A 5,438-nucleotide genomic window follows, 5' to 3' on the forward strand; every position below is an offset into this window, starting at 1 on the left:
CGGCCCCGCCCGAGCCGCCCCCGCCAGACCCGCCGCCACCCGATCCCCCGCCTGAGCCCAACCTCATGCCCTGGGAACGCGGCATCCGTGATCCCCGCGGCAGCTTCGGCTGGATGTCATAACCCCCCAACCGTCATCCCGCGGCTGGGCCGCGGGACCCATGCTCGCCTCAACACCAACCCTCCCCCGGCGCGCGCCGCCGCGGGACCTTCCCCCACGGGACGTTCCCCCACGCCTGCGCCACGGCCGGCATGGTCCCGCGGACCAGCCGCGGGATGACGATCGTGGATCGCAACCCGACCTAGAACTTCTTCTGGACCGAAAGCCCCACGATCCGCGGGTCGAGGAGGAAGGCGTCCTGGTACTGGCCCAGCGCCTCGTCGACGAAGAAGGTGTCGGTGATCGGGCGCTTGTTGAATAGGTTCTTCACATAGGCCTCGATCTGCAGGCCCATGGCGTCGTTGCTCAGTTGCAGGGAGACGTTGGTGTTGTCCCAGCCGCGCAGGCGGTCGGCGGTCTTGTTAAACACTCGCGAGAAGGACGCGCCCTGCCGGAAGTAGTCGCCCCGCGCCACCGCGCTCCAGCCGGAAGGAAGCTCCCAGGTGTACTGGGCGCCGAGCGACACCGTCCAGTTCGGCGAGCCAGGCAGCTTGTTGCCCTTCAGGTTGGCCGCGACGCCTTCGCTGGGCGTCACGCCGAGCGCGGCGAACGACCCCGAGCAGGCTCCCAGGATCGCGGTCGGAACCCCCGAGACGCCCGCCACGGTCGGCGCGCCCGGCTGCTGCTGGATGATCGCCAGCAGGTTGGCCAGGGCCGCCGTCGGAACGGTGCAACCGCCGGCGCCGGAGGTCTTCACATAGGTCAGCGACGGGTCGCCGTTGGTGCGGCTCAGCGGGTCGATCGACAGCCCGTTCTTGATGCGGGTGTGCAGCAGGCCCAGCGTGCCGTTGAAGCGCAGGTCCCTCACCGGCTCCCAGATGCTTTCGAGTTCGAGGCCGCGGATGGTCGCGTCGATGTTCTCCGTGGTGGAGATCCGGTTCACGAACTTCGAAATCTGGTAGCCCTGGTAGTCGTAGTAGAAGGCCGAGGCGTTCAGCAGCAGCGTGCCGCCCATCAGCGTGTTCTTCGTGCCGACTTCGTACGAGTTCACGAACTCCGGATCGTAGAACGGACGCGGACCCAGCGTCTGGCCGATGTTGTTCGGGCCGCCGCCCTTGTAGCCGCGCGAATAGAACGCGTAGACCAGGGTCTTGTCGGTCAGGGCCAGGTCGGGCTGCCAGTCGACGCCGGCGCGGCCGGTCACTTCCTTGAACTCCGCGCGGTATTGCGGCGGAACGCCCGGCTTGAGGCCTGAACCCGGCGTCAGCAGCCGGATCGGGAAGGCGTAGAGCGTCTTGGTGTCGTCGGTGTAGCGCAGGCCGCCGGTGAGCTTCAGGTTGTCGGCGATCTCATAGTAGACCTCCCCGAAGATCGCCTTGGAGACCAGCTTGTAGGGCTGGTCGCTCAGGTAGTCGCCGTGGCCGGCCGGGGTCGGCTCGCGACTGGGATCGATGTAGGCGCAGGTCGTGCTGTTCAGCGGGCAAGGCGCGCCACCGGCCGCCGCGAAGGCCGCATAGGTGAAGGCCGGCGAGGTGATGTAGTAGTCCTGGGTCACCTTGTAGTGCAGGTACAGCGCGCCGAGGTTGAAGTTCAGCGGACCGCTGTAGCTCGAGGCCAGCCTGAACTCCTGCGAGTACTGTTTGGCCGGGTGCTGGCTGGAATTGTACAGCGAGAGCCGGTTGGTCGCTCCCAGCTGCGGGTCGTTGACGATCCCGCCCGGCGCCAGCGCGGTGCTGTTGAACGGCGTCGAGGCCAGGAAGCCGTTCATGTCCTGCGTCGCGTTGTACCGGCCCTTGTAATAGGAGCTGAGCGAGTTGAGCTGCAGGTGCTCCATCACGTCCCAGGCCGCGCTGAGCGTGACGACGTCTTCCTTCGCCCGGTAGCTCGGGTCGATGGCCGATTCCACCGCGCTGAGATCGCCGCTGCGGGTTCCGCCGTAGACGTCGCCGCTGGCCAGGCCGCGCGAGAAGGCCAGCAGGCCATAGAGGGTGGCCAGCGAGTTCGGCATGCCGGTGCGCGCGCCCGCCGCATAGATCGAGCCGTTGGCGCAGCCCTGGCTGAGGAAACCGCGGACGATGGCGTTGGTCACCGGCGTCGCGCCGACCGTGGCGGGGCCGTTATCGCGGGTGCACAGCGCCTTGCCGGCGGTCAGCCGGTCGTCGTCCTCCTGGAAGTGCTGCCACACCAGGTCGGCGCGGAACGTGCTGGCCGGCTTGAAGCCCAGGCTGACCCGGGTGGAATAGAGGTCGCGGCCGTCGACGTCGTGGCCGGTCACCAGGTTGTCGGTGTAGCCACTCCGGTTCAGGGTCGTGCCGGCGATGCGCAGGCCCAGCACGTCGCCCATCAGCGGGATGTTGACCATCGCGCGCAGCTTGCGGGTGTCGTAGGTGCCGACCTCACCGCGGATCATGCCCTCGAAGTCCCCGGTCGGCTTTGCGGTGATCACATTGACCACGCCGCCGGTGGCGTTGCGGCCGTACAGCGTGCCCTGCGGCCCGCGCAGCACCTCGACGCGTTCCACGTCGAAGAACTCCGCCTCGAACAGGCGGTTCTCGGTGAGCGGCGCACCGTTGAAGTGGACGCCGGTCGAGGTGTCGCCGGTCACCGAGGTCTGCTTGGTGCCGATGCCGCGGATCTGGAAATTGTAGCCGGCGTAGAAGCCCTTGGTGAAGGTGACGTTGGGGATCGCCCGCTGCAGGCTGGGACCGCCGTCGATCTTCTGCTTCTCCAGCATGTCCTGCGAGAAGGCCGAGACGGCGATCGGCACGTCCTGCAGCGCCTCTTCGCGCCGCTGCGCCGTGACCACCAGTTCGCCGACCGTCGAGCTTCCGTCCGCCGGGGTCGCGGCGGCGAGCGCCGGGCAGGCGACCAGCAACGCGAGCGCCGACACGCCGAGCGCCAATGCGGTCCGAGGGTTGGTTCGCGAAGTCATGTCCTGTCTCCCCCTTTGAGCGTCCGCCTTGGACGGCGCCCATCGATCTGGTTGAGCCGCGTTATCCGCCGCGGCTGAGGGAGTCCTGCCAGGGCGGAAGGGGTCGAGGCCCGTCGCGCCGCCTCGATTGTCGCTTTATTTCACTGGGAATAAACCGCGGTCGGCGCCCCGGAGCGTCCGTGCCCAGCGCCCGCCGCCATCACATATGCGATGAATGCGACGCGGCGGCCCTCGAATTGGGTCAGGTCGAGGCGATGGCGCAAGGTGACTTCGCCGCGCGGATCGCGCGCTTTCGGGGGCGCCCATGCGTCGTGAGCCCATCAAGTCCGCCGCGCGGACGCTGGAGATCCTGGAGCTGTTTCACGAGCGGCGCACGCCCCTGCGCCTGACCTATATCTTCGAGCGCCTGGCCTACCCGCAGTCCAGCACGACGACCTTGCTCAAGAGCCTGGTCCTGCTGGGCTACCTGAACTACGACCGCCGCTCCCGGACCTATTTCCCGACCCCGCGGGTGGCGGCGCTGGGCGACTGGGTGAACCATCACATCTTCGGGGCGGGCGAGTTGCAGGCGCTCGTCGACACCGTGTTCGAGGCGACCAACGAGACCGTCGTGGTCTCCTCCCAGAACGACATCTTCATCCAGCACATCCGGATCATGCAGCCGACCCACCCGCACAAGATCACCCTGAACGAGGGCGCGATGCGGGTGCTGACCCATTCCGCCGCCGGCCTGGTGCTGATGAGCCGGATGACGGCCAAGACGGTGGACAAGCTGTGCCGGCACATCAACGCCCACGACCGCGACAGCGGCGACCGCGTCGACATGGCGGTTCTTTGGGAGCAGCTGAAATGGATCCGGCGGGAGGGCTACTGCCTCCTGGCGGCGTTCCCCTACCCGGAGGCCGCGGCGATCGCCCTGCCGCTGCCGCTGACCCCGCACGGCACGCAACTGACGCTGGGCGTTGGCGGCATGAACAGCCGCATCGCGCGCAACCGCAATGAGATCATCCGGATCATGCGCGAGGCGATCGGCACGTACGAAGCGACGATGAAGCGGCCGGCGGACCGCGATCTCGCCGAGGACCCAACCGGCGTCGCGGCCGCTCAGCCTGCGTGGGCCTCGCCGCCATCGACGCTGACGATCGCGGCCGTCAGATAACTGGCGGTGTCGCAGGCGAGCCCCGGGGATCAGGATCCGGGGGGCGAAAACCCCTCGACGAGAATGACCCGGTAGTCGGCCGCCTTGAGGCGATGGACCTTGGCCTCCTGGTACGCGGGGCTGTCGTACCAGGCATGGGCCGCGGCCATGTCGGGAAACTCCACCACGACGACGCCGTCGGTCTCCGGCCCCTCCAGAACCTCCAATGCGCCGTAGTAGACGTGGGCCTTGAGCGGATGGTCCCCACGCGCGGCGCCGGCCTTGGCCGAATAGGTCTTGAACTCTTCGGGGTCCTTCATCCGATCGCGGATGAAGATCGCGAACACGGCCATGCTGTCTCTCCTTGATCGTTCGGGCGGATCGCGGCGCTCAGCGTCGGCCGCCCATGAAATCTGCCCCGTCGTAGGCGTCCGGCGCCGCAACCTCGACGACGGGATCATCGCGGTCGTCGTACTCGAGGCGCAGGGCCCGGGTCAGCACCGAATAGCCGTCGTAGCAACAGGTCACATAGGTGAGCTCGACGATCTCCGGGTCACTCAGGAACGACTTCAGCTTCGCGAAGACGGCGTCCGGAACCCTGCCCCGCTGGCTCACGAGGCAGTCCACGTAGGCCAGCACGGTGCGCTGGCGCTCATCGAAGCAGTCGGCGACCTGCCAGGCCTTGATGGCGTCGATCTGCTCATCGGCGAGGCCCACGCCGCGGGCCATCTTGCAATGCTGGGAATAGACGAACTGGCAGCCGTTGAGCCATCCGGCCCGCATCTGGCCCAGTTCCCGCAGCATGGGGTCCAGGCTGAGTTTCGGACCCATGTACATGCGCGAGCACTGCACGAAGTGCTCCAGCACGTGCGGCGCGAGCGCCAGCACGGTCCACCAGTGGCCGGGCGTGCCGGTCGCCGTGCCTGGCTCGGCGACGGGATCGCGGTCGCCGAACAGCGCCTGATAGACCGAGGCGACCAGCGGATCGGTGACCTCGGCGCGCGGAACCTGCCTAAGTCTGGGCATCGATATCTCCCCTGGAACGCGGCGGCCCGCCGAATGTCCCGCCGAGCGCGACCCTGGTCACGTTGAGACCTTGTGCTCTCCGCCGCTGGCGATGGCGCTCTGCATGGCGCCCACCGTGGCCCCCCAGGTCTTTTCGCTGTTGTCGTGAGCCCAGCGGATCGAGGCGTCGCGGTTGCGGTTGCTGTCGCGGAAGTGGGGGATGACGTAGCGGGCGAACAGCTCGTAGCTCTTCTTCACCGCTTC

Annotated in this window: 3 protein-coding genes and 2 pseudogenes; 1 reads left to right on the top strand and 4 read right to left on the bottom strand. The window is 67.8% G+C overall.

Translation table 11 applies throughout. The annotated features are described in order from the left end of the window. Positions 1–301: 301 nt before the first annotated feature. Positions 302–3,031: a TonB-dependent receptor gene (locus tag Q0R13_RS07385; RefSeq protein ID WP_293901726.1), complete on the bottom strand. Its 2,730-nt coding sequence runs from the start codon at positions 3,029–3,031 to the stop codon at positions 302–304. A gap of 304 nt (positions 3,032–3,335) precedes the next feature. Here Q0R13_RS07385 and Q0R13_RS07390 point away from each other — a divergent pair. Further along, positions 3,336–4,052: pseudogene (locus tag Q0R13_RS07390) on the top strand (IclR family transcriptional regulator); the annotation flags it as partial. A 167-nt stretch (positions 4,053–4,219) separates the two neighbouring features. On the opposite strand, the gene Q0R13_RS07395 reads toward Q0R13_RS07390, so the two are convergent. The 3 genes and pseudogenes from Q0R13_RS07395 to Q0R13_RS07405 all read right to left on the bottom strand — a co-directional run. Beyond that, complete coding sequence (locus tag Q0R13_RS07395; protein ID WP_293901729.1) at positions 4,220–4,522, bottom strand: DUF1330 domain-containing protein; 303 nt, start codon at positions 4,520–4,522, stop codon at positions 4,220–4,222. 37 nt (positions 4,523–4,559) lie between these two features. Then, entirely contained in the window at positions 4,560–5,195 is a 636-nt protein-coding gene (locus tag Q0R13_RS07400) for a carboxymuconolactone decarboxylase family protein (protein WP_293901732.1), read from the bottom strand. A gap of 57 nt (positions 5,196–5,252) precedes the next feature. Further along, positions 5,253–5,438, bottom strand: a pseudogene (locus tag Q0R13_RS07405) (hypothetical protein); the annotation flags it as partial.

The sequence above is a fragment of the Phenylobacterium sp. genome (assembly GCF_025351295.1).
GTDB lineage: Bacteria > Pseudomonadota > Alphaproteobacteria > Caulobacterales > Caulobacteraceae > Phenylobacterium.

What these genes read in the sequence shown, in the direction of transcription:
- Q0R13_RS07385 (WP_293901726.1), bottom strand. Translation starts at nt 3,031, where the DNA reads ATGACTTCGCGAACCAACCCTCGGACCGCATTGGCGCTCGGCGTGTCG.
- Q0R13_RS07400 (WP_293901732.1), bottom strand. Translation starts at nt 5,195, where the DNA reads ATGCCCAGACTTAGGCAGGTTCCGCGCGCCGAGGTCACCGATCCGCTG.
- Q0R13_RS07395 (WP_293901729.1), bottom strand. Translation starts at nt 4,522, where the DNA reads ATGGCCGTGTTCGCGATCTTCATCCGCGATCGGATGAAGGACCCCGAA.